General features: G+C 76.2%; 12 protein-coding genes. 1 reads left to right on the top strand and 11 read right to left on the bottom strand.

What is annotated here, in order from left to right; translation table 11 throughout:
* Positions 1–4: 4 nt before the first annotated feature.
* The 11 genes from ACFHW0_RS17175 to ACFHW0_RS17125 are packed head-to-tail and all read right to left on the bottom strand — an operon-like array spanning position 5 to position 23352.
* Positions 5–883 (bottom strand): AzlC family ABC transporter permease, encoded by an 879-nt coding sequence (locus tag ACFHW0_RS17175; protein ID WP_416608804.1) that lies wholly within the window; start codon positions 881–883, stop codon positions 5–7.
* Entirely contained in the window at positions 876–5849 is a 4974-nt protein-coding gene (locus tag ACFHW0_RS17170) for an amino acid adenylation domain-containing protein (RefSeq protein ID WP_416608802.1), read from the bottom strand. The genes ACFHW0_RS17175 and ACFHW0_RS17170 overlap by 8 nt, the downstream gene beginning before the upstream one ends.
* Before the next feature lie 12 nt (positions 5850–5861).
* On the bottom strand, positions 5862–7637 hold the full coding sequence (locus ACFHW0_RS17165; protein ID WP_416608800.1) for a condensation domain-containing protein: 1776 nt from the start codon (positions 7635–7637) through the stop codon (positions 5862–5864).
* Positions 7637–10426 carry an amino acid adenylation domain-containing protein gene (locus ACFHW0_RS17160; protein ID WP_416608798.1) on the bottom strand — a complete coding sequence of 930 codons (2790 nt, stop codon included), beginning with the start codon at positions 10424–10426 and terminating at the stop codon, positions 7637–7639. Before ACFHW0_RS17160 ends, ACFHW0_RS17165 begins: the two co-directional genes overlap by 1 nt.
* Positions 10423–11265: an SDR family oxidoreductase gene (locus ACFHW0_RS17155; protein WP_416608797.1), complete on the bottom strand. Its 843-nt coding sequence runs from the start codon at positions 11263–11265 to the stop codon at positions 10423–10425. Before ACFHW0_RS17155 ends, ACFHW0_RS17160 begins: the two co-directional genes overlap by 4 nt.
* Positions 11258–11962, bottom strand: coding sequence for a thioesterase II family protein (locus ACFHW0_RS17150; protein WP_416608795.1), 705 nt, complete (start codon positions 11960–11962; stop codon positions 11258–11260). The genes ACFHW0_RS17155 and ACFHW0_RS17150 overlap by 8 nt, the downstream gene beginning before the upstream one ends.
* Positions 11959–12711 (bottom strand): thioesterase II family protein, encoded by a 753-nt coding sequence (locus ACFHW0_RS17145; RefSeq protein ID WP_416608793.1) that lies wholly within the window; start codon positions 12709–12711, stop codon positions 11959–11961. The genes ACFHW0_RS17150 and ACFHW0_RS17145 overlap by 4 nt, the downstream gene beginning before the upstream one ends.
* Positions 12704–18031 (bottom strand): amino acid adenylation domain-containing protein, encoded by a 5328-nt coding sequence (locus ACFHW0_RS17140; protein WP_416608791.1) that lies wholly within the window; start codon positions 18029–18031, stop codon positions 12704–12706. Before ACFHW0_RS17140 ends, ACFHW0_RS17145 begins: the two co-directional genes overlap by 8 nt.
* A complete protein-coding gene (locus ACFHW0_RS17135) occupies positions 18028–19044 on the bottom strand; it encodes a TauD/TfdA family dioxygenase (RefSeq protein WP_416608790.1) in 1017 nt (338 codons plus the stop codon). The genes ACFHW0_RS17140 and ACFHW0_RS17135 overlap by 4 nt, the downstream gene beginning before the upstream one ends.
* Entirely contained in the window at positions 19041–20108 is a 1068-nt protein-coding gene (locus ACFHW0_RS17130; protein ID WP_416608788.1) for a TauD/TfdA family dioxygenase, read from the bottom strand. Before ACFHW0_RS17130 ends, ACFHW0_RS17135 begins: the two co-directional genes overlap by 4 nt.
* Entirely contained in the window at positions 20101–23352 is a 3252-nt protein-coding gene (locus ACFHW0_RS17125) for an amino acid adenylation domain-containing protein (RefSeq protein ID WP_416608786.1), read from the bottom strand. Before ACFHW0_RS17125 ends, ACFHW0_RS17130 begins: the two co-directional genes overlap by 8 nt.
* A gap of 586 nt (positions 23353–23938) precedes the next feature.
* On the opposite strand from ACFHW0_RS17125, the gene ACFHW0_RS17120 reads away from it, so the two are divergent.
* The gene (locus ACFHW0_RS17120) at positions 23939–24328 is read left to right on the top strand and encodes a hypothetical protein (RefSeq protein WP_416608784.1); all 390 of its coding nucleotides are present in this window, start codon (positions 23939–23941) and stop codon (positions 24326–24328) included.
* The last annotated feature ends 59 nt before the right edge of the window (positions 24329–24387 follow it).

Here is a 24387-nt window from a genome sequence, read left to right as displayed (position 1 = left end):
CCGGTCACCTTCCGTCCGTGTCACGGGCCGTCTCGACGGCCCGGCGTTCCCCGGCCGCCGCCCCGGCGGTTCGCGGCTCCGGCGTTCGCGGTTGCCGCCCCGGCTCGCCCGGCTCCGCCGCTGTCTCCCCCGGCACACCCGACTCCGCCGGTTCCTCCGTCGGCTTCGGCGGGAACCACCGCCGTTCCACCACCTCGCAGGCCATGCCGATGAACGCGCCGCCGAACGCCGCCACGATCAGGCCGAGGTTGTAGGGCAGCCCGAGCAGGAGCAGGGCCAGCGCGCCGGCGGAGACCGCCGTCGTCCAGACCTTCCAGCCGACCAGCGCCGAGGCGAGCACCACCAGGAAGACCGCGGTCATCGGGAAGTCCAGGCCGGAGCGCAGCCGCTCCGGCAGCAGGTGCCCCGCGATCATGCCGACCACGGTGGCGATCGCCCAGTTGACGTACATGACGGCGGAGGCGCCGAAGTAGAACATGCTCTTGCGCCGGGCCGGCTCGTCGCCCTTGATCCGGTCGAAGGCCACGAAGAACACCGCGTCGATCAGGCCGAAGCCCAGCAGCAGCCGCCACCGCTGCGGCAGCTCCCGCACGTGCGGCGCGAGCAGCGTGGAGTAGATCAGCATCCGCAGGCTGAGGATCAGCGTCGTCAGGACGATGACCGGCCAGGCCGCGCCCTCCGAGATCAGCTTGAAGCCGATGAACTGGGCCGTCCCGGAGTTGACCACCATGGCCAGGCCGAACGTCTCCAGGTAGGACAGCCCGGCGGCCAGGCCGAGGGTGCCGCCGATCACGCCCAGCGGAAAGGCGGAGAGCAGGAACGGCACCATCGAGCGGGCTCCGGCGACGAACTCGCCCCGCGCGGTCGGCGTACGGTCAGACATGATCCTCCCCAGGACGGCGGGCGGACGGAACGGCGGAGGCCGCCGGCGGCGCGCCCCGTCCCGTCGCGCCGACGATAGCGGCCACGTCGGCCGCCCGGGTGCGGCAGAAGTAGTGCCCGCCCCCGTCGATCTCCCTCAACTCCACGTCGGCGGCGATCCGCCGCCACGCCTCGTGCGCCGCGCCGGGCCCGGCCGTCAACGGGTCGTCGGCGGCCACGACCACGGTGACCGGCACCGACAGCGGCTCCCCCGCCCCGTCCCGCAGGTAGCGGTGCGAGCCGACGGCGTCGTGCCGGAAGGCGGCGACCAGGGCGTCGACGTGCCCGGCGTCCAGGCCGTCCAGCTCGGTGAAGCCGGTCTGGTCCACCAGCCAGCCCACCACGTCCGCCGCCGCCATCTCGGTGACCTCCGCGATGCTGGCGTCGATCTCCTCCGGCCCGCGCAGCAGCTTGCCGCCGAGGAACAGCCGCTCGGGTGGCCGGCCGGCGGCGGCGAGCAGCCGGGTGACCTCGATCGCCGCCGCCGCGCCGACGCAGTGCCCCCAGACCAGCACCGGCCGGCCGCCCAGCGCCCCGATCTCGGCGGCCACCCGGCGGGTCAGCTCCGGCAGGTCCAGCAGCGGCTCGGGCCGGCTGACGTCGTGCCCCGGCAGCGCCACGGCGTGCACCGCGATCCGGTGCGGGGCCAACGCCTCGGCCAGCGGCCGGAAGGCGAGCGGGCTGCCCGCCGCGTACGGGAAGCAGACCAGGACCCGGTCGTGCCCGGCGTCCGGCGCGGACAGCGGTTGCAGCAGCCGGTCCTCCGGCGGGGCGTCCGCCTCGACGGCCCGGGCCAGCGGGCCGAGCGTGGAGGTGGTCATCAGCTGCCGCAGGGTGACCAGGGGCCGCAGCGCGGCGATCACCCGCATCGCCGCGAGCGAGTTGCCGCCCAGGTCGAAGAAGTTGTCCTCCTCGGCGATCCCGGCCACCGGCACGTCGAGCGCCCGCGCCCACGCCTCGGCGATCCGGCGGGCGACGGGCGTGCCCGGCGCGGTCCGCCCGGCCGGCGCCCCGGGCCGGCGCGTCGCCGGGGCGGCCCGGTCGAAGCGGCGCCGGACCGGCGTGATCCGGGGCTCGGGCAGGCCGGGCCGCAGCCCGTCGTGGACGCGCTCCGGGTCGGTCGCCAGCTCCGCCAGCACCCGCCGGTACACCTCCCCGATCCCCGCCGCCTGCTCCGGCGTGAAGGCCGCCGAATGGTAGTGCAGGCTCAGCCGAACCCGGTCGGTGAAGAAGTCCCGCATGAACTCGGCGCGCAGCGCGAACTCCGTCTCCGTGCTCACCTGGACGTCGAGCAGGTCGAAGCCGGGCAACTCGCGCAGCTGCTTGAGCAGGTAGAAGTGGGTGTAGTTGAAGACGGTCTCGAACAGCAGGTCGGTGGTGCCGGCGTCCGCCTTCATCTGCGCCATCGGGTAGCGCCGGTGGGGCAGCAGGTCCGCCTCCGCGCGGTACACCGCCCGGACCAGGTCGGCCCAGGAGCCGTCGCCGAGGTCCACCCGCATCGGCACGGTGTTGAGGAACAGCCCGAGCGCCCCGGTGGCGCCCTCCGCCTCGGGCCGCCCGCTCTGCTCGTACCCGGTGACCACCTCGGTGTCCCCGGCGAGCGCGCCGACCACCTTGACGTGCGCGGCGAGCAGCACGGTCTTCAGCGGCACCGCCAACCGGTCGGCCGCGCGCAGCAGCCGCTCGGAGAGCGCGTCGTCGATCTCCACCTCGTGGAAGACCACCGGCCGCTCGGCCGGGACGGCCGGCGGCTGCCACCGGGGCAGCTCGGTCACCCCGCCCGCGGCGAGGACGCCGCGCCAGAAGTCGCGGTCCGCCGCCGACTCCAGCGCCCGTCGTTCCAGGCCGATGTAGTCGCGGAAGTGGTTCTCGGCCGGCCCCTCGTCCGGCCGGTCCCCGGCCAGCAGCCGGTAGTAGGTGTCGAAGAGCTGAGTGTGCAGCAGGGTGATGCTCCAGCCGTCCAACGCCGAGTTGTGCTGGCTGACGCTGTACCGGTAGAGCTCGTCGCCGAGGACGTGCACGTGGATGCGGACCAGGCCCGGCTCCTGCCACCGGAACCGGTACGACTGCTCGCGCGCGTGCCAGTCGGCGTGCCAGCGCTCCTGCTCGGCCGGGTCGCGGTCGCGCAGGTCCACCACCCACAGCGGGCTCGGCGCGTCGGCGTGCACGAGTTGCAGGTACTCGCCGAAGCCGGTCAGGTGGTAGCTGGTCCGGAAGATCGGGTGGCGCGCGACGAGGATCCGCACCGCCTCGGCGAACGTCGCCCCGTCGAACGGCGCGTTGATCAGGAAGCTGATGATGTCGTGGTACTGGGCGGCGCCCCGGGACAGCTCGTTCTCGTAGATCAGCCCCGCCTGGAGCTGTCCGAGCGGGTACGCGTCGACCACCCCGGCGGGCAGCAGGGCCCGGTCGGCCTCGTCGAGCAGGGCGAACGGCGGATGCGTCACCGCCCGCTCCCCACCGGGCGGGCCGGCCGCGAGCAGCGCCGCGATCGTCGGGTGGCGGAACAGCTGCTGGAACGTGAGGTCCACGCCGGCCGCGTGCGCCCGGGCCAGCACGGTGACGAAGTGGATCGAGTTGCCGCCGACGGCGAAGAAGTTGTCCGTCACGCCGACCCGGTCGAGCCCCAGCACCTCGGCCCAGATGTCGGCGAGGATCCGCTCGGGCCCGGTGCGCGGCGCGACGTACGACCGCTGCGGCGCGGCCGGCTCGGGCAGCGCCCGCCGGTCCAGCTTGCCGCTGCCCGACAGCGGAAACTCCGCCAGCTCGACCACCCGGGCGGGGACCAGGTAGCTCGGCAGCAGGGCACCCAGGTGGGCGGTGAGCGTCGCCTCGCCCACCGGCTCGTCGGCGACCACGTAGCCGACCAGGTTGCCGTCCCGGGCCACCACGACGGCGTCCTTGACGCCCGGGTGCCCGCGCAGCGCCTCCTCCACCTCGCCCAGCTCGACGCGGTAGCCGCGCACCTTCACCTGGTGGTCGAGGCGGCCGAGGTAGTCGAGCGTGCCGTCGGGCAGCAGCCGGGCCAGGTCGCCCGTGCGGTACACCCGCTCCTCGCCCACCTCCGGCGCGGCGACGAAGCGGTCCCGGGTCAGCTCCGGCCGGTTCAGGTAGCCCCGGGCGAGCTGCACCCCCGCGATGCACAACTCCCCCGGCACCCCCACCGGCTGGGGGCGCAGCCGCTCGTCGAGCACGTACAGGCGGGTGTTGTCCACCGGCCGGCCGATCGGCACCCGCTCCCGACCGGGCCGGCAGCGGTGGTGGGAGACGTCGACGGTGGCCTCGGTGGGCCCGTAGAGGTTGACCAGCGTCGCGCCGGGCAGCAGCTCCGCGAGCCGGTCCACCTGCCGGGGGCCCAGCGCCTCGCCGCTGGCGAAGACCTGCCGCAGGCTCGCCAGCCGGGCGGTGTCGACGGTGCCGAGGTAGTCGAGGAACGCGCCCAGCATCGACGGCACGAAGTGCACGGTGGTGACGCCGTGCGCCTCGACCGCCGCGATGATGGCCTCCGGGTCGCGCTCCGCGCCGGCGGGGAGCAGGCAGACGGAGGCGCCCTCGCGGGCCCACCAGAACAGCTCCCACACCGACACGTCGAAGGTGGTGGGGGTCTTGTGCAGGATCACGTCGGCGGGGCCGATCGGGTACAGCCGCTGCATCCAGGCCAGCCGGTTGGCCAGCGAGCGGTGCTCGACCATCGCGCCCTTCGGGGCGCCCGTCGAGCCGGAGGTGTAGATGACGTACGCGAGGTCCCGCCCGTCGCGCGGTGCGTCGGGGCCGGGCGACGCGGCGGCGGGCGCCGGGTCGGCAATCGGCAGCGGGAGCACCGGCACGCCGTCCGGGACCCGCGCCGGGTCGGCGGCGAGCACCACGGCGGCCCCGCTGTCGTCGAGCAGGTAGGCCACGCGCGCCGCCGGGTAACCGGGGTCGACCGGCAGGTAGGCGCCGCCGGCGCGCAGGGTGGCCAGGATCGCCACCAGCTGCTCGCGGGAGCGCTCGGCGAGCACGGCGACGATCGACTCCGCGCCCACCCCGGCGCCGCGCAGCCGCTCGGCGTACGCGGCCACCCGGGCCTCCAGTTGCGCGTACGTCCAGCTGCCGGCGGCGGTGCGGACGGCGACGGCGTCCGGCCGGGCGGCGGCCCACCGGGCGACCCACTCGTCCGGCCGGCCGGCCGGCTCCTGGCCGACGCCGGTGTCGTTGACCTCCCGGAGCACGTCCCGGTCACCGTCGGTCAGCAGGCTCAGGTCCGCCACCGGCGCGTCCGGCTCCGCCAGCGCCCGGCCGAGCAGCAGCGCCAGGTGGGCGCCGATCCGCTCGGCCGTGGCGCCGTTGTAGCGGCGGGCGTCGTGGTGGACCGTCACCTCGGCGGCACCGAGGGCGAAGAACACCCCGACCCCGGCGCCGTCCGGGGCGCCGCCCCCCACCGCCACGTCGACGAGCGGGTGCGGGCCCGCACCACCGGCCGCCGCCAGTTCCTCGGCGAGCAGCTCGACCGGGTAGTCGGCGTGGCGGGCCGCCTCGGGCACCGCCGCGCGCAGTTGCCCGACCAGGTCGCGGTAGCTGGTCTCCGGCGCGCAGCACACCCGCAACGGCAGCATCCCGGCCAGCTGCCCCGGCTCGCCCGGGCGGCCGACCAGCATGTCGTCGGCGCCGGTGTAGCGGCGCAGCAGGGCGGCGACCGCGGCCGTCACCAGGACCTGGCGGGCGTCCTCGCCGCCCCGGCCGGCCCGGGCGAGCCGGTCCACCGCCGCCTCGTCGAGCGGGACGGTGACGGCCGCCGGCTCGGGCGGGGCGCCGGGCGCCGGTGCGCGGTCGGCGGGGAAGCCGACCGGTTCGGCGCCGGAGCCGAGCACGGCACGCCAGTGGCGGGCGTGCTCCGGGCGGCGCGCCGCGGCGATCTTGAGCTGGCCCCGCGTCATCAGCGACTGCATGATCTCTCCGGCTCACAACTCGATGTCGATGGTGGAGGGTGCCCCGGCGGCGACCGGGCGGGCCCCGGTCAGCTCGCCGACCGGCACCCCGGGATCGGCCAGGACGGCGTCGACGATCTCCAGCCAGAGGTCGGCGAAGGACCGCACCGTCGCGGGCAGGAACAGCCCGGCGTCGTACGCCCAGTGCACGCGCAGCGAGTCGGCGCGCTCGTAGACCTGCATGTCCAGGTCGAACATGGCCTGGCCGGTGGGCGCGACGGCCAGCTCGACCCGCCGCCCCAGGAAGTCGGCGGCGGCCACCTCGGCGTGCTGCATCGCGAACAGCGTGTCGAAGAGCGGATGCCGGTCCTGGTCGCGGACCGGCAGCACCTCGGCGACCAGCGTGTCGAACGGGTAGTCCTGGTGCGCGAAGGCGTCGAGCGTGTCGTGCGCCACCTCGGTCAGCAACTCCCGGAAGGTGGCCTCCGGCCGCACCCGGTGCCGCAGGCAGACCGTGTTGACCAGCATCCCCATGGTCGCCTCCAGGCCCGGGGCGCCGCGACCGGCGACCGGGGTACCCACCGTGACGTCGGTCCCGCCGGTCGCCGCGGCGAGGAAGGTCGCGTAGCCGGCGAGCAGCACCTGGAACAGGGTCACCCCCTCGCGCCGGGCCAGCGCCCGCAGCGCGGCGGTCCGCTCCGCCCCGACGTCGAACTCGACCGTGCCGGCCCGCGCCGTCGCCGGCCGGCCGGCCAGCCGCGCCGCGTCGGTGGGCAGCCGCAGGGGCGTCGGCGGCTCGGCGAAGCGCCGCCGCCAGTAGTCGCCCCCGGGCGGCTCCCCGGTCGTGGCCCACACCGCGTAGTCGGCGTACTGGGCGGGCACCGGCGGTAATTCGCCGCCCCGGTGGACGGTGTCGACCTCGCGCAGCAGCAACGCCAGGGAGAGGCCGTCGGTGACGATGTGGTGCATGTCCAGCGCCAGCACCGGCCCGGCGTCGGTACGCCGCAGGCCGGCCCGCAGCAGCGGCGGGGCGGCCAGGTCGAACGGCTCCACCGGCAGCGTCCCGGTGCCGTGGGTCTCCGGCAGGTCGAACGGGACGGCCGGCAGCACCCGCTGCACCGGCCGGCCCGCCTCGGTGCCGAAGGCGGTCCGGAGGATGTCGTGCCGGGCGATGACGGCGCGGAACGCGTCCGCCAGGCGGGCGCGGTCGACGTCCCCCGGCAGCGGCACCAGCAGCGGCAGGTTGTAGGTCACCGAGGCGGGGTCGCGGGACTGGGCGAGGAAGACGCGGCACTGCTGCGGGGAGAGCGGGTAGGCCTCCGCCGCCTCGGCGCGGGGCAGCGGCACGGCCGCCCGCGCCCGGCCGATCTCCTCGGCGAGGCCGGCCACCGTCGGGTGGCGCAGCACCGCGGCGAGGGAGACGCCCACCCCGAGGGCCCGCTGCGCCTCCACGGCCAGTCCGGTCGCGGCCAGCGAGTCGCCGCCGGCGGCGTAGAAGTCGTCGAGCACGCCCAGCTTCGGCACGCCGAGCAGGCGTTCCGCGATCCGCACCAGGACGCGCTCGGTGTCGTCGCGCGGCGGCAGGTACGCCCCGAACCGGTCGTCCGGCTCGACGAGGTCGGCGGGGTCGAGGGAGTCGACCTGCACGATGTGCCGGGGCAGGTCGGCGTCGGACAGTTCCCGGGCGAGCAGACCGCGCAGGTGCAGCGGGTCGAGGTAGTCGTCGGCCACCACGTACGCGCAGCCGCCCTTGACGGCCACCTCCCGCACCTGGGGCCAGAGGCGGGTCAGCGTGTCGACGTCGGCCATCACCGCTCCGTCCCGGTCGCGCCGACCAGGGCGCGCACCGTGGGGTGCACGTACAGGTGGCGGGGGGTGAACTCGCCGAGGCCCTGCGCGCGCAGTTCACGCAGCAGCCGCAACGCGAGCAGGGAGTTGCCGCCGAGGTCGAAGAAGTTGTCCTCCGGCCCCACCTCGGCGCCGAGCACCCGCTCCCAGACCACCCGGATCCGCTCGGCGCGGCCGGCTCCCGCCCCGGTGTCGGCGGGCTCCCGGGCAGCGGGCAGGGGCCGGGCGGCCGGCGCGGGCAGCCGGGCGGCGTCGAGCTTGCCGTTCGCGGTGAGCGGCAGCGCGGACAGCGGCGTCACCGTGGCCGGCACCATGTACTCGGGCAGGATCCGGGCCACCCGGCGGCGCAGCTCGGCGGGCGGGTCGGCCCCGTCGGCGAGCACCACGTACGCGTGCAGCCGGGCGTCGGCGGCGTCCGCGCCGGTGTCCACGGCGACCGCCACGGCCAGCACGTCCGGGTCGTCGAGCAGCACCTGGCGGATCTCGTCCAGCTCGATGCGGTAGCCACGGATCTTGACCTGGTTGTCGAGCCGGCCCAGGTGCTCCAGCCGCCCGTCCGGCAGCAGCCGGCCCCGGTCGCCGCTGCGGTACATCCGCCCGCCCCGCCACGGGTCGGGCAGGAAGCGCTGGGCGGTCAGCTCGTCGCGGTGCAGGTAGCCGTCGGCCACCCCGGCACCGCCGACGTGGATCTCGCCGGCGGCGCCGGGCGGCAGCAGCCGCCCCGCCGGGTCGAGCACGTGGACGTACCAGCCGGGCAGCGGGCGGCCCACGGAGCGGGTGCCGGCCAGGGCCAGGCCCCGGTCGACGGTCTGCGCGGTGACGTGCACGGTGGTCTCGGTGATCCCGAACATGTTGACCATCCGGCAGGCGCGCTCCGGGTACCGGTCGAACCAGCCGGTCAGCATGCCGGCGTCCAGCGGCTCGCCGCCGAACACCACCAGGCGCAGCCCCAGCCGGTGCGCGGCCCGCCGGTCGGCGTCGACGAGCTGCGCGAACGCCGACGGGGTCTGGTTGAGCACGGTCACCCGTTCCGCACGCAGCAGGGCGTGGAACTCGGCCGGGTCGCGGACCACCAGATGCGGGACGACGACCAAATGCCCGCCGGTGAGCAGGCAGCCCCAGATCTCCCAGACGGAGAAGTCGAACGCGCTGGAGTGGAACATCGTCCAGGTGTCCGCCGGGCCGAGCCCGAAGTCGTCCCGGGTCGCCGCGATCAGGGCCGACACGTTGCGGTGCGGGACCTGGACCCCCTTCGGCCGGCCGGTGGAGCCCGAGGTGTAGATGACGTACGCGGGGTCGTCCGGGCCGACCGCCGCCGCCCCGGCGCCCGCCGCGTCGTCGGTGTCGTCGGCGAGCAGCTCGTCGACCTTCACGCCGTCGGCGCCGACGAGCAGGGTCACGCGGGAGTCCTCGACGGTGTAGCGGATGCGCTCGGCCGGGTAGGTGGGGTCGATCGGGACGTAGGCGGCGCCGGCCTTGAGCACCCCGAGCAGCGCCGCCACCAGGTCCACCGACCGTTCCAGACAGACGCCGACCCGGGTGCCCGGCCCGCAGCCCCGCGCCCGCAGCGCCGCCGCGATCCGCCCGGCCCGCGCGTCGAGCTGGGCGTACGTGAGCCGGTCGTCCCCGTAGGACACCGCCGGGGCGTCCGGGGTGGCCCGCGCCCAACCGGCCACCCGCTCGTGGATGCCGCCGGTCGGCTCGGGCAGGTCGACGGCCGCGCCGCCGAGCGCCGCCACCCGGTCCCGCTCGGCCTCGTCGAACAGGTCGCAGTCGCCCAGCGTCCGGTCGCCGTCGGCCAGGAGTTGGCCGAGGACGTGGCCGACGTACCGGGCCACTGCCGCCACCACCTCGCCGGACCACACGCCGGTGCGGAAGTCGCAGGTGACGGCCGTCGCGCGCAGCGTCAGGGTGAGCGGCCACGGCGGCGCCAGGCTGGGCAGGTAGGTGTCGGCGGGGCTGTCGCCGGCCAGCACGCCGACCACGGCCTGCGGCGGCGCGGCGTCGGGCGACCGCCCGGGGACGGGCCACGGGGCCGGGTCGGCGGGCCGGGCCGTGAGGGCGCGCAGGGTGTCGTCCACCGCCACCGTGACGACCGCCGGCCCCTCGTCGAGGAGCGTGCCCACCCGCACCCGGCGCACGCCGCCGAAGCGGGCCAGCACCGCGCCGACCGCGCCGGTCAGCGCCGGCCGGTCGGTTCCGACGGGCACGGCGAAGGCGTACGACGCGGTCCGGTCGGCGCGGGGGTTCCCGCCCCGCCAGGCGGTGTCCCCCTCGTGCTCCCCGTCGTCCGCGGCCCCGGTCCCCGCCGCGTCCCCGGCGGCGGTCCCCGGCGGCTCCGACTGCCCGGCCGGCTCCGGCGCGACACCTTCGGTGGCCGGCGCCGCTCCGGGCGGCGGCGCGGTCCCGGCCGCCTCGACGGCCAGTTCGCCCAGCGCGCGGCCGGTGAGCGGGCCGCGCCGGGCGACGAGCACCAGGTCGGCGCCGTCGTCGTGGCGCAGCAGCACCGCCCGCACCGGCGGCCCGTCGGCGGGCAGCGGTCGCGCCAGTTCGGCGGCGCGGCGCACGGCGGCCACCGACGCGGGCACCCGGTCCACCCAGAGCCGGGCGGCGTCGAGGCCCCGACGCGCCAGCGCGGCGGCGAACCGGGCGGCGACCTCGTCGGGGTCGCCGGCGACGGCCACCGCCGCCGCGTGGCAGGAGCGGCCCGGGTCGGGCTGCGGTCTGGTGGGCTGTGGACGGCTGCTCATCGGGTGGTGAATCCTCCGTCGACGGTGATGACCGAGCCGGTGACCTGCGACGACTCGTCGGAGGCCAACCAGAGGGCGGCCTGGGCCACCGAGTCGGGCTCGATCAGCGCGTTCATCGGCTGGGCCTGGACGAACGTCTCCTCGTGCTCGGCGACCGGCACCTCCAGCGACCGGGCGATCTCGGCCAGCATCCGACCCTCGACGTACGGGTCGTCGCGCACCGAGCCGGGGCACAGGGCGTTGACCCGCACCTTCAGCGGCGCGTAGTCCAGCGCCGCGGCCCGGGTCAGGCCGACCAGGCCGTGCTTGGCGGCGACGTACCCGGCGAAGTGCCGGTAGCCGACCAGGCCGGCGGTCGACGCCACGTTGACGATGCTCCCGGCCCGCTGCCGGCACATCACCGCGCCGACCGCGCTGACCATCCGCCACGGGCCGGAGAGGTCCACGTCGAGCATGAGCTGCCACTCGGCCTCGCTGATCTCGTGCACCGGCTTGCCGGAGGGCGCCGCGATCCCGGCGTTGTTCACCAGGACGTCGATCCGGCCGAACCGGTCCAGGCAGAGCGCGACGGCGGCCCGGACCGCGTCCAGGTCCCGGACGTCGGCCTCGACCGGGTACGCGGCCACACCGTGCTCCGCGCAGAGCTTGGCGGTGTGCGCGAGCTGGCTGGCCGAGCCGAGCGGGTACGGCACGTCGGGCAGGTCGTGGGCCACGTCCACCAGGACCAGGTCGGCGCCCTGCGCCGCGAAGGCGGTCGCGCAGGCCCGGCCCAGCCCCCGCGCGGCACCCGTGATGATCGCGGTCCGGCCGGCCAGCCGGCCCGGCGTCGACTCAGGCACCGGCCAGCCTCCGCCGCACCAGCGCCAGCAGCTCGGCCGGGTCGTCGGCGAGGTACATGTGTCCACCCTCGACGGTGAGGGAGGCGAACCCGGCGCTGGTGACCCGGTCCCAGCCGGCCAGCGCGGAGGCGGCCACCAGGGTGTCGTCGGCGCCGCGCAGCGCGGTCACCGGCACGTCGAGCCGCTTGTCGCCGCCCGGCCGGTAGCCCTCGTGCAGCTCCACGTCGGCGCGCAGGGTCGGCAGCAGCAGCTCCCGCATGTCGGGGTCGGCCAGCGCCGGGTGCGTGTAGCCGGCGAACTCCTCGACGCGCGCCACGAACTCGTCGTCGGGCAGGTCGGCGGCCGTGTGGTCGCGGCCCGACCACGGGTCCGGCGAGCCGCTGACGAACAGGTGCGCCAGCCGCACCCCCGCGGCCTGGGCCAGCCGGCCGGCCATCTCGTACGCGAGCACCGCGCCCATGCTGTGGCCGAACAGCGCCACCCGGTCGCGGCCGGCCACCAGTTCGAGCACCTCGTCGAGGAGCCCGTCGACGGCCTGCTCCATCCGGCGGTACGGCTCCTCGACGAAGCGCTTCTCCCGGCCCGGCAACTGCACCGGAAGGATCTCCAGGTCGGGCGGTGCGACACGCTGCCACGGTTGGTACACCGAGGCGCCCGCGCCGGCGTACGGGAAGCAGAGCAGTGACGTGACGGTCAAGACGGCTCCTTGCCGAGGAGGGCGGACCGGACGGCGCCGAGCAGTCCGGGGTCGGCCCGGGCGAGCAGGTCGTGCCCGCCCGGGACGGTGACGGTGGCGCAGCCGGCGGTGGTGAGGTCGGCCCACGCCGCCACCCCGACGTCGCCGACGTGCGGGTCGGCGTCGCCGCGGATCGCGGTGACCGGGACGCCGACCGGGCCGGCGTCGCGGTAGCGGTAGGTGCGGCCGAGTTCGAAGTCGGCGCGGGCCGCCGGCAGCGCGGCGGCGGCCAGCTCCGGATGCGCGGCGACGGCCGCCGGCATCGTGCCCAACGCGACCAGTTCGGCGAGGAACGTGGCGTCGTCGGCGCCGGAGTGGTCCGGTTCGACCTCCGCCCGGTGCGGGGCGACGGCCGAGGAGACCACCAACAGCTCGGCCGGGCGGTGCCCGCGCCGCTCCAGCCGGCGGACCAGCTCGAACGCGACGTACGCGCCGAGGCAGTCGCCGTAGACCGCGTAGGGCCGGTCGAGGTGCGGCGCCAGGGCCGCCTCGAGGGCCTGCACCAGCGGCGTCATCCGCCGGGGCGCGGGATCGGCGGCCCGCTCGCGGCGGCCCGGGTACTGCACCGCGTTCACCTCGACCGCGCGCGGCAGCCCGGCCCGCCAGGTCTCGAAGGCCCCGGCGTTGCCGCCCGCGTAGGGCAGGCAGAACAGGCGCAGGGCGGGCCGGGCGACCGGCGCCCGGACCACCAGCCACGGGTTCTCAGCCATCGCGGCTCACCCGCTCCACCACGGCGCCGTAGCTGCCCAGCGCGACGAACTCCGGCAGGGTGATGGTGCTGCCGTGGCGCTGCCGCAGCGCGGTGACCAGGCGCAGCGCGCGCAGCGAGTCGCCGCCCGCGGCCAGGAACTCCGCCCGCTCGCCGCGCGGCGCCACGCCGACGACCTCCTGCCAGACCGACGCCACGCGGGCCGCCCAGCGGTCCCGGGCGTCCCCGTCGCGCGGGGCGGGCACGACGGGACCCGACCGTCCGACGGCGGGCAGCGGCGCCGTCGGGTCGGTCGCCAGCAGCCGGCGGTACGCCTCGGCCAGCCGGTCGGCCCGCGCCTCGTCGACGTGCCGGGCGTCGTACTGGAGGGTCAGGGCGAGCTGGCCGGTCGCCGGGTCCACCTCCACGTCGACGGCGAGGCTGAACGCCACGTCGACCGTGATGCCCCGGCTGTCGACGATCCGGCTGCCCTCGCCCTCGTCGGCGCCGCCGTGGAAGTGGGTCCAGTTGAAGAAGTGGTCGAACCGGGGCCCCGCCCCGCCCGCCCGGACGATCTCGGCGAGCGGGAACCGGTGGTGGCCCATCAGCGACCGTTCCGCCTGCCAGGCGTCGACGGCCAGCTCGGCCAGCGACCGGGTGCCCAGCACGGCGCTCACCGGCAGGGTGTTGAGGAACAGCCCGAGCGTGGCGTCGCTCCCCTCGGCCTCGGGGCGGGCGCCGACGACCAGCCCGGTGACCACCTCGTCCCGCCCGGCGGCCTCCCCGACCACCCGCAGGTGGACCGCGAGCAGCCAGGACTTGGCCGGCACACCGGCGGCACGGGCGGCCTCGGTGACGGCGTCGGTGGTGGGCGCCCGAAGCGGCACCCGCCGGGTGGTGGTGATCCGTGGCTCGGCCCCGCCGAGCAGCAGCGGCGGCACGCCGCCCGCACCCTCCAGCCAGAACCGGCGCGATCCCGGGTCCGCCGCGGCCTCACGTTCGGCCGCCACGTAGGCGCGGAAGGGCAACGTCGGCCGGTGCGGCACGGGCAGCCCGGCGCGGCGCCGGTCGTACGCCGCCAGCAGCTCGCCGAGGAAGAGGTGCAGGCTCCAGCCGTCGAGAATCGCGTGGCACTCCGCCACGATCAGGGTGAAGGTGTCGGCGTCGTCGCGGACGGCGTGCAGCCGCAGCAGCGGCGGCCGGTCCCAGTCGAAGGGCCGCACCCGCTCGGCGGAGACCAGCTCGTCGACGCGGGCCCGGCGGGTGGCCTCCTCGGCGTCCGCCAGCTCCGTCACCGGCACCTCGACCGGCACCTCGGCGTGCACCAGTTGCAGCGGCTCGGTGTAGGCGCCGAGGGAGAAGCCCGTACGCAGCACCGGGTGCCGCGCGACCAGGTCGGCGAGCGCGGCGCGCAGCGCCTCCGCGTCCAGCGGCGCGTCGACGCGGTGCGCGGTGACGTTGTGGTACATCGCCGGGTCGCCGGTCAGCTCGCAGTGGTAGACCATGCCCTGTTGCAGCGCGGTCATCGGGTAGGCGTCGGCCAGCCCGGCGGGCAGGCGGTCCCGGTCGGCGGCGGCGACCAGGGCGAACGGCTCCGTCACCCCGGCCGCGTCGGTGGCGTCGGCGTCGGCGTCGGTCCCGGTGAGGGTGATCTCGCCGTGCGCGACCAGTTCCCGGATCGACTGGTGGACGAAGATGTCGCCGAGCCGGAACGACAGGCCGCGCCGGTTGGCCGCGACCTGCATCTGAATGCTGCGGATCGAGTCGCCGCCGAGGGCGAAGAAGCTGTCGGTGACCCCGACCGACTGCGTGCCCAGGACCTCGCGCCACGCCTCGACGAGGATCTCCTCGGCCCGGTTGGCCGGCGCCACGGCCGGCTCCCGCCGGGCCCGGTCGAGCTCCGGCGCGGGCAGCGCGGCCCGGTCGAGCTTGCCGTTGCGGGTCAGCGGCAGGTCGTCGAGGAGCACCACGGCCGCGGGGACCAGGTGGGCGGGCAGCCGCCGGGCGAGCCAGTCGGTCAACCGGGCCTCCAGCGGGCCGGCGGCGGGGCCGTCCGGGACCGCCACCGCGGGCCGCGGGTCGGCGGCGTACTCGGGGCGCACGGCGTGCAGGGTGTGCCGGTCGGTGCCGGTGAGCAGGTCGTCCTGGCGGGTGACGACGTCGAACCCGCGCTCCTCGAAGAGGGCGATCAGCTCGTCCAGGCGCCCCTCGGTGTCGGTGCCGACGGCGTCGTGCACCTCCATGGCGACCTGCGCGACGAGCGGCCAGTGCCGCTCCTCGAGGCCGGCGAGCACGTCGGCCTCGGCCCGCTGGACGTCAATCTTCAGCAGGTCGATGCGCTCCGGCGCGACCTCGTCGATGACCTCCGACAGCGGGCGCACGTCGACGGTGACCTCGGCGCCGTCGAAGCGCTCCGCCAACAGTTCGTCGACCCGCTCCAGCAGGGTGTCCCGGTCGGACTCGCCCCGGTCCCGTTCGTTGGCGAGGAACCGCTTGATCACGGCGACCTCCGCCGCCGGGTCGGCGTACGCGGCCTGGCCGGACATCATCGAGTAGCCCGGGTAGTAGGTGAAGGAGACCTGCCCCGGCGCGGTGGACAGGCCCACCGGGTGCACGGTGGCCGGCACGCCGAACTCCTCGACGTTGCGCCGCAGGGCCGCCACCACCGACGGCACCGGCTCGAAGGCGTGGATGGTCGCGTCCGGGCAGACCGCGTGGACGAACAGCGAGAACATGCCGATGTTGGCGCCGACGTCGAAGACCGTCGCGCCCCGGCGCAGCACGATGCCGTCGCGCAGGTAGACCCGCTGCGTGAAGATCTCGTCGTACAGGTAACGGGTCTCGTGCGGGTTGATCCCGGCGACCCGGTCCAGGTCGACGTCGACGGCCGGCGCGGCCGGGCGGACGTAGCCGACGAGGCGGTCGCCGTGCCCGTCGTCGTCGCGGGCCACGACCGCCGCGTCGGCGACCTCCGGGTGGGCCCGCAGCGTCGCGGCCACCTCGCCCGGCTCCACCCGGAAGCCGTGGATCTTCACCTGGTCGTCCAGCCGGGCCAGGTAGCGCAGGTGCCCCTCGGCGTCGAAGCGCACCCGGTCGCCGGTGCGGTAGACCCGCTCTGTCCGACCGTTGGGCAGGGCGGCCCGGACGAACCGGCGGCCCGTCGTCTCCGGGTCGCCGAGGTAGCCGTCGGCCAGCTGCGGCCCGCTGACGCAGAGCTCGCCGGCCACGCCGGGCGGCACCGGCCGCAGCCGCCCGTCGAGGACCCACACGCCGACGCCCGGCAGCGGACGGCCGATGGTCGGCGCCGTCGCGGGGCGGATCTCGGCGGCGGTGCTGTCCACGGTGCACTCGGTGGGCCCGTACAGGTTGACCGCCCGGACGCCGGGCAGGGCGCCGAGGGTGTCCCAGAGATCCGGCGGGATCGCCTCGCCACCCACCAGCAGCAGCTCCGGCAGCCGGGTGTCGCCGGCCCCGGCGAGCAGGATGCGCAGCTGGGAGGGGGTCAGGTCGAGCACGTCGACCCGGTTGTCGGCGAGGGCGGCGGCCAGCGCGGCGCCGTCGCGCCGGGCGTCCTCCGGCACCAGGTACAGGCTGCGGCCGTGGGCCAGCTGCACGAGCTGCTTGACCGAGGCGTCGAAGGTGAGCGGGGCGTTCACCGCCACCCGCAACCCGGCCCGGCTGCCCGCGTACACGGTCTCCTCGAGCGCGTACGCCAGGTGGGCTGCGGCGCCGTGCGGGACCTGGACCGGTCGTGGCGTGCCCGTGGAGCCGGAGGTGAAGATGACGTAGGCGGGATCGGTCGGCGCCACCGGGGGCACGGCCGCCGTCGCGGTGCCGGCGGCCAGCTCGGCGACGGTGGCGCCGGCGAGCCCCGCCGGGCCGCCCGCGCCGACGACGAGCCCGGCGTCCACCGCGCGGACCTGCGCGGCGAGCCGCTGCGCCGGGGCCGCCGGATCCAGCGGTACGTACACCGCGCCGGCCCGCAGCACGCCGAGGAACGCGGCGACGGTGTCCCGGGACCGGGTGGCGAGCACGCCCACCCGTGCGCGGTGCAGCCCCCGCTCGACCAGCCCGGCGGCGACCCGGGCCGCGACGTCCCGCAGCTCGCCGACGGTGTACGTGCCGTCGGCGGCGACCACCGCCGGGCTGTCCTGGTCGGCGCCGGCCAGCCCGTCGTCGAGCAGCTCGACGATGGTGCGCACCGCGGCGCGGGACGGCTCGCCGGCCGCGTCGGCGAGCCAGCGGGCCTCCCCCTCGCCGGTCAGCAGCAGCGGCGTGCCGTCGGCCAGTGCCCGGGGCAGCGTGCCCAGGATCGCCAGCAGGCCCTCCAGCAACCAGCGGCCCCCGACGACCCGCAGGGTCACCTCGTCGTGGCCGGTCACGGCGGTCAGCTGCGGGCCGGCCGGCGCGGGTGGCGCGGAGACCTCGACGGCCGTGGCGCCCAGGCCATCCAGGCCCGCCGGGTCCCCGGCCGGTACGACGGCGAAACCGGCGACCGCGTCGGAGTGTTCGCCGACCGGGTCGAGAAGGTGGAACGCCTCCTCGGCGGTGGACTCGGCCGCGCGTACCTCGTCGAGCAGCGCCTTGGGCGCGGCCGGCAGGGGCAGGCCCAGCCGGACCGGCGCGTAGCCGCCCAGCGGGCCGACGACGCCGGCCGTGCCGGTGGCCTGGCGCCCGTCGCTCCACCGGGCCAGCACCAGGTCCGCGTCGTCGACTCCGGCGGGCGGCTCGGCCCGGCGGGACAGCGCGAGCGCCCAGGCGGCGAAGAGCAGGTTCGCGACGCCGACGCCGGCCTCCCGCGCGGCGGCGGTCAGCGCCGCGGCGGGCACGGTCGCGGTGCCGACCTCGGCCGGGTCGTCGCCGTGCGGGGTGACCAGCCGCGCGGCCGGCGCGGCGGGGGCGCCGAACGGGTCGGCCTCCTGCCGCTGCGACAGCTGCCACTCGGTGACGTCGAGGAACTGCAGGGCGTCGGGGTCGTCGGCCAGCCGGCCGTCGGCGTAGGCGCGGGCCAGGTCGGCGAGGACGAGCCGCAGGCTCGCCGGGTCGGCGATCAGCGGCGTGGCGGCCAGCTCCAGGGCGTCGTCGGTGAGGGTCACCGACAGCTCGCCCTGGGCGCCGACGACGACCATGCGGCCGTCGTCGACGTCCTGCAACGGCACCCGCAGCCCGGGGTGGTGCACCAGCGTCAGCCGCAGCGCCTCGTGCCGGGCGACCACCGCGTCCACGGCGGTCTGCAACCGGGCCCGGTCCAGCGGGCGGTCGAGCAGCACCCGGGCGCGGACCAGGTCCTGCGCCCCGGACCAGGCCAGCCGCTGGATCGGGGACAGACGGTAGCCGTTCACACCACGCTCCGGTTGAGGTAGAGGTCGGACATGGCGACCAGGATCTGCCGGTCGCCGCTGAAGGGTTCACGACCGTGGGTCGCCAGGAAGTTGTCCACCACCAGCACGTCGCCGCGCTGCCAGGGAACCGACACCGCGTGTTCCCGATACAGGTCCCGGATGCCGGCCACCACCTCGTCGGGGATCGGCTCGCCGTCGCCGTAGTAGGCGTTGCGGGGCAGCCCCTCGGGCCCGTACTCGCGCAGCAGGGCGGCCGAGACCTCGGCGGGCATGTTGGAGACGTGGAACAGGTGCGCGTGGTTGAACCAGACCGTCTCGCCGGTGCGCGGGTGGGTCGCCACCGCCTGCCGGCGGGCCCGGGTCCGCAACCCGTCGCCGTCGAGCCAGGTGTACTCGGTGGCCGAGTCGGCGCAGTACTTCTCCACCTCGGCGCGGTCGGTCGTCTGGAACGCCTCCTGCCACGGCAGGTCCAGATGTGGGCCGTAGTTGCGCACGTAGCTGACCCCGTGCCGCAGGAACCGCTCCCGCACCTCGGCGGGAATGCGCGGGCTCACCACCCGCTCGCTGGCCAGCGGGGTCGCGCCGCCGCTGCCGGTGGCCGGCTGGGCGCACCAGAAGTAGAGGTGGGTGGGCCAGTTGTGCGAGTACGACATCTCGTGGTGCAGCGGGATCCACTGCTCGGCGTTGAACTCGGTGGAGGTGAAGACCTTCTCCGCGACCTCGTGCCGGGGCGCGGCGCGTTCCAGGTAGCCGAGCAGGTCCGGGCTGACCGCGCGGGCGGCCCGGCTGAAGTCGTCGGCCGTGGCCACCTCGAAGCCCCGGAAGAAGACCGCCCCGTGGGCGTCGAGGTCGCGCAGCAGCTCGTCGCGGCGCCCCGCCAGCCATCCGGCCAGGTCGAGGTCCGGCACGGCGGCCTCCACCAGCAGCACGAACGTGCCGTCGACCAGCACCCGGCGGGACACCGGCGAGGTGACCGCGCCGGTGCCGCGCCGGCGCGGCGCCGGCCCCGTCACGACCGCACCCCGGCCGCGCCGGCGGGGGCGACGGTGGCGGCGGTCAGCTCGGGCGCGGCGACCGGGTCGGACATCGCGGTCAGGATGCGTCGGGGCGGGGTGAACGGCTCCCGGGCGTGCGCGGCCAGCATGTTCTCCACCAGCAGCACGTCGCCGCGCCGCCAGGCGAAGGACCGGGTCTCGGCCGCGTACGCGGCGCGCAGCTCGGCGAGCACGTCCTCGCCGATGGGCGTGCCGTCGCCGTACGCGGTCTGGTAGGGCAGGTCCTCCTCGGCCAGCGACGCGCGCAGGCCGGCGCTGACCTCCTCGGGTAGCGAGGTGACGTGGAAGAACAGGGCGTGGTTGAACCAGGTCCGCTCCCCGGTCACCGGGTGCTCCCGCACGGCGGGGCGGACCTGCCGGGTGCGTAGCTGCTGCTCGCCGACCCACTCGACGTCGATCAGCGCGCGGGCGCAGTACGCCTCGACGTCGGCCCGGCTGTCGGTCTGGAAGGCCGTCTGCCACGGCAGGCTGATCCCCGGCAGGTAGTTGCGCCGGTAGAGCACGCCCCGGCGCTCGAACCCGGCGACCGTCTCCGGCCGCAGCCGGTCGAGCACCCGGCGGCTGTCGGCCAGCGGGGTGCGCCCACCGGCGGCGGGCTCGGTCTCGCAGTGGAAGACGATCCGCAGCGGCCAGTTCACCGTGTACGACTGCTCGTTGTGCAGCACGATCGGCTGGTCGGCCGGGTGCTCGGTGGAGGTGTACACCCCCTCGGTCACCTCGCTGCGCGGCGACGAGCGCTCGCCGTAGCTGAGCACGTCGTCGGAGAGGGCGGCCATGACGGTGCGGAAGTCGGCCGCGCCGTCGACCGCGAAGCCGCGGAACAGCACGGCGCCGGCGCGGCGGGCCAGCCCGTCCACACTGGACCGGTTGCCGGCCAGCCAGGCGGCCAGGTCCACGTCGGGCACGTTGGCCTGGACGAGGGCCGGCAGGGGCCCGCCGGACCAGTCGGGGCGTACGTCGACCAGGGACCGTTCGCGGCTGCGGCGCGGGATCACCGGCGCGACCGGGGTCTGCTCACTCATCTCTCGTTCCCCCCAGGGTGTGGGCACATCGGGCGAGGCTGCGCCGGGGATCGGCGGCCGCGCCGCGCAGGAATGCGGTGAAGCGGCGGTGCCACGCGGCGACCAGGCCGCCGTCGAAGCGGTCGGTGCGGTAGGTCCAGAGCGCCTCCAGCCCGTGCCGGCGCTCGTCGAGCCAGAGGGTCAGGTCGAGCCGGGCCGTGTCGGGGGTCAGCTCCACCCCGACGAACTCGCCGCCGGAGGCGTCGACGTACCGGGCCGCCGGGGCGTTCTGCACGCCGAACGCGACCTGGACCAGCGGGTTGCGGCCCGGCCGCCGGTCCGGGCGGAGCCGCTCGACGACGACGTCGAACGGCACGTCCTGGTGGGCGGCGGCGAAGAGGGTCACCCGGCGCGCCTCGTCCAGCAGGTCGGCGAAGGACCGGTCCGGGCCGGGTCGCAGGCGCAGGGGCATGGTGTTGACGAAGCAGCCGACGCTCTGCTCGGCGGCGACGCTGGTCCGGCCGGCGAAGGCGACACCGATCAGCACGTCGGTGCGGCCGGTCTCCGCGGCGACCAGCGCGGCGAAGGCAGCCAGCCCGACCATGTGCAGGCTGGCCCGGCCGGCGCGGGCGAGGTCCCGGACCACGGCGGCGGTGCCGTCGTCGATGCGGGTCCGCAGGGCGGCCCCGGCCGGGGACCGGTCCGCGCGGGGCGGGGCGGCGGCGGGCAGGTCCAGGACCGTCGGCGCGCCGCGCAGCGCGTCGACCACGGCGGCCACGGCCTCCCGGCCGGCCGGCGCGGCCAGCCAGTCCCGCTGGGCCACGGCCAGTTCCGCCGGGCCGGTCGCCGGGCCGGCCGGCCACGGCGGGCCCGCCCCGGCGCCCGCCGACTCGGCCTCGCAGGCGCGGCCCAGGTCCCGCACGATGACGCTGAACGACCAGTCGTCGCAGACGATGTGGTGGGCGACCAGGAGCAGTGCCGCCCGCCCGTCGTCGGCGGCGACCAGTCGGGCGCGCAGCAGCGGACCGGCGGCGAGATCCATGGGGGTACGCGCGTCGGCGGCGGCGAGCTGGTCGAGCTGCTCGTCCAGCGGCACCCCGGCACGGGGCGGGGCGACGACCAGCGGGACGTCGAGGTCGTCCCGGAACCGCTGCACCGGGCCGTCCGGAGTGGACGGGAAGACGGTACGCAGCGCCGGATGCCGGGCCACCACGCGGCGCAGCGCCCGGCCGAGCGCCTCCGGGTCGGTCCCCGCCGGCAGCCGGATCGCGAACGACACCAGGTAGGAGGTGTCGGCCGGGTCGAGCTGGTGCAGGAACCACAGCCGGGTCTGCGCGGCCGAGAGCGGGGCCGTGTCCACGGGCGCGGCGGGCCGCGTACCGCCCGCCGCCGGGCGCTGCGGCCCGCCACCGGGCGCGGTTCCGGCGGTCCGGGTGGTGTCCGTGCCGGCGGTCCCGGCGGTGTCCGTGCCGGCGGTGCCGGCGGTCCGGCGCAGGTCGTCGAGGTGCTCGGCGAGCGCCTGCACCGTCGCGTGCGCGAACAGCGCCGCCGGGGCGACCGGCAGGCCCGTCGCGGCGGCGAGCCGGGTGGCGCAGCGCACGGCCAGGAGGGAGTCGCCGCCGAGGGCGAGGAAGTCGGCGTCCGGCCCGTCCACCGGCAGGCCGAGCACCTCCCGCCAGACGGCGGCGACCGTGGCGGCGGTGCCGGCCAGCGGCGCGCCGTCGCCGTCGACCGTGGCGACGGCGACCTCCGGGGCGGGCAGCGCCGCCCGGTCCACCTTGCCGTTGGGGGTGGTCGGCAGGCGGTCCAGCCAGACGACGGCGGACGGCACGAGCGGGGCGGGGACCGTCTCCCGCAGCAGATCCCGCACGTCGTCGCGGCGCTCGCCGACGAGGTAGCCGACGAGCAGCGGGTCGCCGCTCGGCCCGGTCCGCACCGCGGCGGTCGCCTCCCGGACGCCGGGCAGGGCCGCCAGCCGCGCGGCCACCTCGCCCAGCTCGATGCGGTGTCCGCGCAGCTTCACCTGGTCGTCCATCCGGCCGAGGAAGTGCAGCTGCCCGTCCGGGCGCAGCCGGACCCGGTCGCCGGTGCGGTACATCCGCTCCCCCGGGCGGAACGGATCGGGCAGGAAGCGCGCGCGGGTCTCCTCCGGCCGGTTGAGGTAGCCCCGGGCCAGCCCGGCGCCGGCCAGGTACAGCTCTCCCGGCTCTCCGGGCGGCACCGGCCGGCCGGCCGCGTCGAGCAGGTAGACGCGGGTGCCCGGCAGGGGACGGCCGATCGGCGGGTCTCCCCCGTCGGCCGGCACCTCCGCCCACGTCGAGTAGGTCGTGTCCTCGGACGGCCCGTAGAGGTTGCAGAGCCGGCGTACGTGCGGCCGGGCGAGCACCCGGGCGGCGAGCGCCGCGGTCAACGGCTCCCCCGCTAGGCAGACGGTGCGGACGCATTCCGGCAGCGCGCCGGCCGCGAGCAGCTCGCTCATCGCCGACGGCACGGTGTTGACCAGGGCGACGGGCAGCCGGTCGGCGTCCGGCGCGGCCAGCGCCAGCGCGTCGCGGACGAGCACCACCCGCCCGCCCCAGCAGAGCGGGCCGAAGAGCTCGAAGACGGACAGGTCGAAGCAGACGGACGTGGCGGCGAGCACGCCGCCCAGCTCGACGTCGGTGAAGGTGTCCCGCGTCCAGTGCATGAGCACGGAGGCCGAGCGGTGCTCGACGGCCACGCCCTTGGGCCGGCCGGTCGAGCCGGAGGTGTAGATGACGTACGCCAGGTCGGACGGGTCGGCGGGCAGGCCGGGCCGGGCCGCCGGCCGGGCGTCGAGGTCGAGGTCGTCGAGGCGGAGGGCGGCGTCGGCGAACCGGTCGGCGAGGTCGGTCACCGTCAGCACCAGCCGGGCCCCGGAGTCCTCGGTCATGAAGGCCACCCGGGCGGCCGGATAGGCCGGGTCCAGCGGCACGTAGCAGGTACCGGCCTTGAGTACGCCCAGCAGCGCGACCACGAGCCGCGGGCCGCGGGGCAGGCAGACGCCGACGCGGTCCCCCCGACGTACCCCCCGGTCGACGAGGAGCGCGGCCAGCCGGTTGGCCGCCTGGTCCAGTTCGCCGTAGCTGAGGACCTGCCCGTCGCACCACACGGCGTCGGCGTCCGGCGTCCGGTCGACCTGGGCCTCGACCATCCGGTGCAGGGCGTCGACGGCGGCCGGTCGGGCGTCGGGGCGGGACGGGGTGGACCGACGGACCGGCCCGGCAGAGCGCGCGGGTGCGCTCACCTCGAACCGCAAACTGGCATGGCGCGTCCCACCGAGCACTCCCCCCACTACTGATGGTGATCGGCCGCGCGCCCTGTGCCAGGTCGACGACCGGAGAGCATGACGCATCGTGACCACGAGCCACGGGTCCATCGCTCTCCGCAGAGAGAGTCCACGACCGCCGATTCCGCTGCCAAGATGTCTCCCAGAATCCGGGACGCCGGTGGCGCCTGTGTGGAATCCCAGATCGGGCCGTTCCCGCAGGCGATCAAGCCGCCCCGACGGGCGCCACCACGGCAGACTTCCCGCCGCGAGATCAACGGATCCACTTCGGCGGCGGGGCGACTGTCAGGTATCGGGCACCTCCCGGCCGCCGACGACCGGCCGCGGCGACGACCTTCGCGGCGCCGAGGGGAAGCGCTTACCATTGCCTTGACATCGATGGGATGGCACCATCGACGTCATCGGCTCGGGCAGCGGAGACCAGGCGCCCATCTACTCCCGCGGCACCCGCCACGTCGAGGTCGGGCACCTCACCGTCACCGGTACCCCGCTCTACGGGATCTTCCTGCGCAACGTCACGGACGTCGTCCTCGGCCGGATCGACATGCGGTTCCGCAGCGGGCTCGGGATCCGGATCGACAACCGCGGGGACACCAGCCAGTGGAGCGGCAACGTCCGGATCGACAGCGCGTACGTCTCCGGCGCCAGTTCGCACGCGGCCGGGACGTACGGCGTGGACGGGCTGACCATCGGCACCGGCAACAACGCGATCCTGATCGAGAACTGCCAGGGGGTGGACATCGCGGCCGGCGGCGGCACGATCAGCGGCGGCGGCGAGGTACGGCTGGCCGAGCGCACCGAGTTCCCCGGCAACCGGGACATCACGCTGCGCATCTTCATCCTGGTGAACAGCCGGATCGTGGAGAACCCCTGCGCGGACAACCTGACCATCAGCAACGTCGGACTGAACAACTCCACGATCGTCCGGTGCTGACCGGGGCGGCCCCGGCAGGCCCGGGGTCGCTCCGGCCGTCCGGCGTTCCGTCGACCGGA

The sequence above is a fragment of the Micromonospora sp. LOL_025 genome, assembly GCF_048060285.1.
Classification (GTDB): domain Bacteria; phylum Actinomycetota; class Actinomycetes; order Mycobacteriales; family Micromonosporaceae; genus Micromonospora.
This window is presented reverse-complemented; position numbering and strand designations above follow the sequence as displayed.

Bases quoted from the DNA above. Each gene is read 5' to 3' on its own strand.
- ACFHW0_RS17165 (WP_416608800.1), bottom strand. From the start codon at position 7,637: ATGGCCGACGTCGACACGCTGACCCGCCTCTGGCCCCAGGTGCGGGAG.
- ACFHW0_RS17170 (WP_416608802.1), bottom strand. From the start codon at position 5,849: ATGCAGTCGCTGATGACGCGGGGCCAGCTCAAGATCGCCGCGGCGCGC.
- ACFHW0_RS17120 (WP_416608784.1), top strand. From the start codon at position 23,939: ATGCGGTTCCGCAGCGGGCTCGGGATCCGGATCGACAACCGCGGGGAC.
- ACFHW0_RS17145 (WP_416608793.1), bottom strand. From the start codon at position 12,711: ATGGCTGAGAACCCGTGGCTGGTGGTCCGGGCGCCGGTCGCCCGGCCC.
- ACFHW0_RS17160 (WP_416608798.1), bottom strand. From the start codon at position 10,426: ATGAGCAGCCGTCCACAGCCCACCAGACCGCAGCCCGACCCGGGCCGC.
- ACFHW0_RS17175 (WP_416608804.1), bottom strand. From the start codon at position 883: ATGTCTGACCGTACGCCGACCGCGCGGGGCGAGTTCGTCGCCGGAGCC.
- ACFHW0_RS17130 (WP_416608788.1), bottom strand. From the start codon at position 20,108: ATGAGTGAGCAGACCCCGGTCGCGCCGGTGATCCCGCGCCGCAGCCGC.